This window comes from Bacillus sp. JJ722 (assembly GCF_036963345.1).
Lineage (GTDB): Bacteria > Bacillota > Bacilli > Bacillales > DSM-1321 > Bacillus_AD.
The window spans coordinates 1-2,665 of sequence record NZ_JBALMO010000126.1 but is presented as its reverse complement, the minus strand read 5'-3'; the positions used below and the strand labels follow the sequence as shown (position 1 = coordinate 2,665).

Here is a 2,665-nt window from a genome sequence, read left to right as displayed (position 1 = left end):
CGAAGACGTTTAAGTGGGAGATTAAGCGCCAGTAAGAACCCGATTGGTTCAACTAATAATCGGTGGGGGATGGACGAAAACCCCCACCGATTAAAGTTTCACTTTATTAGTGATCATCATATTTGAGTTTACTATGGTATTGATGAACAACTCGTATGTTCATTTAATCTTGTATACGCAATACTCTCATGGCATTCAATACAGCTAATAATGTCACACCTACATCGGAGAAAACTGCTTCCCACATAGTTGCTATTCCAAAAGCTCCTAGTATAAGGAAAATGGCTTTGACACCTAGTGCAAAAATAATATTTTGCCATACGATACGTCGAGTACGTTTGGCTACACCGATAGCCGTTGGGATTTTGGATGGTTCATCTGTCATGATAACTATATCAGCTGCTTCAATTGCTGCATCTGATCCTAATCCACCCATCGCAATTCCGACATCAGCACGAGCTAATACAGGAGTATCATTGATACCATCACCAACAAAGATGATTTTTTCTTTTTTACTTTTATTAGCATCTATTTTTTCGATTTCTTCTACTTTATGTTGTGGCAATAATTCAGAATGCACTTCATCTAAACCTAATTTTTGACCGACTGCATCGCCGACTGATTTCGCATCACCAGTTAACATGACTGTTTTCTTAATGCCAAGTTCTTTTAATGAGGCAATAGCTTTAGCAGAGTCTTCTTTTATTTCATCTGAAATAACGATATAGCCAGCATACTGTTTATTAACCGCTACATGTACAAGAGTTCCAACTTCATTTGGTTGTTCGAATGGTATGTTTTCTTTTCTCATTAGTTTTGCGTTACCAGCAAGAATTTCTTTACCATCTAACGCTACTTGAATGCCATGACCGGAAATTTCATTGTATGCTGTAATCGCTTCTTCGTTAATTTCTTTACCGTATGCTTTGCATATGGACTGGGCGATTGGATGATTAGAATGTACTTCAGCAAATGCTGTGTACTCTAATAATTCATCTTTTGAAATGTTACCAGTTGGTTGAATGGCTGTTACTTCGAACACACCTTTTGTCAAAGTCCCTGTTTTGTCAAAAACAACATATTTCACATCATTTAATGCTTCTAAATAGTTACTCCCTTTTACAAGAATCCCTTTTTTCGATGCTGCACCAATTCCGCCGAAGAATCCAAGTGGGATCGAGACAACAAGTGCACAAGGACAAGAAATAACAAGGAATACTAAAGCACGATAAATCCAATCAGAAAATGTTGCTCCGTCAATAAGCAATGGGGGAATAAACGCTAAGATCAAAGCAACGATTACCACCACTGGTGTATAGTAACGAGCGAACTTTGTTATGAAGTTTTCTGTTGGTGCTTTACGACTGCTTGCATTTTGAACAAGGTCTAGAATTTTTGAGACAGTTGATTCGCCAAACTCTTTAGTGACGTGTACTGTAAGCAAACCATTTTTATTAATCATCCCGCTCAATACTTCGCTTCCTGCTTCAACTTCTCTAGGTACCGATTCACCAGTTAAAGCGGATGTATCCATCATTGAGCTTCCTTCAATGACTTTCCCATCTAATGGCACTTTTTCTCCTGGTTTAACAATAATCAGATCGCCAATTTGAACGTCATCTGGCGATACACGCTTAGTATCATTGCCAACTTTGACGTTTGCATAGTCTGGACGAATGTCCATTAGTGCACTAATAGATTTACGAGAACGATTAACCGCTAAGCTTTGGAACAATTCTCCAACTTGGTAAAACAGCATTACTGCTACAGCTTCAGGGTATTCTTTAATTGCAAAGGCACCAATTGTTGCTAGAGCCATTAAGAAGTTTTCGTCAAATACTTGCCCTCTAACAATATTTCTTGCGGCTTTCCAAACGACATCGCCACCGACAATTATATAAGCAATGAAGAATACGCTGAACTTAGCTATTTCAGAGAAAGAAGCAAATATGCCAATTCCCATTAGAATGACTCCGATGCCTATTCGCGCTAGCATCTTTTTCGTGTTGCCTTGATCGTGATGATGACTATGATCATCTTCTTGTGAGTCTCGCAACACTTCAACCTCAGGTTCAAGTACTTTCACCTGCTTGATTACTTCTGATTCTATATGATTCGTATTAATTGATGGTTCTGTTTCAATAATTAATTTTTTTGAAACGAAATCGACTGTGGATGAAGAAATCCCCTCTAACTGTGAAACACCTTTTTCAATCTTCATGGCGCAATTAGCACAATCTAGGCCTTTTAAGTAATATGATTGTTTTAAAGGACCTTTTTTTCCTTTTTCTTTTACAGAAATATGGGGTTCTAAATGGGCTACTTTTTTCTTAGTGTCTGCAATTACGTGTTCTTCTTGTGCTGAGTCTGTTTCTAGAGTTAATGTTTTTGTAGCAAAGTTAACTGAACAAGAATAGACACCTTGAATTCCACTTACACCTTTCTCGATTTTCATAGCACAGTTAGCACAATCTAAGCCTTCTAACAATAGTTTACGTTCGATTTTTTCTTTTTGTTTTCCCATTTGTTTCTCATCTCTCTTCTATGTTTACATTTATAAGGATCAAACTATAGATTTGAATACGAACAAATAATCAATAATATATGTTTCAATACATTTTTACAAATTATACAATGGCTGTTTAGTGCTCTTTACCCTTTAGCG

Annotated in this window: 1 protein-coding gene; it reads right to left on the bottom strand. The window is 37.1% G+C overall.

Features of this window, described 5'->3' with window-relative positions; all coding sequences use genetic code 11:
• Window positions 1-163: 163 nt before the first annotated feature.
• Complete coding sequence (locus V7014_RS15900) at window positions 164-2,524, bottom strand: heavy metal translocating P-type ATPase (RefSeq protein WP_335508415.1); 2,361 nt, start codon at window positions 2,522-2,524, stop codon at window positions 164-166.
• Between the last annotated feature and the right edge of the window lie 141 nt (window positions 2,525-2,665).

What these genes read in the sequence shown, in the direction of transcription:
- V7014_RS15900 (WP_335508415.1), bottom strand. Translation starts at nt 2,524, where the DNA reads ATGGGAAAACAAAAAGAAAAAATCGAACGTAAACTATTGTTAGAAGGC.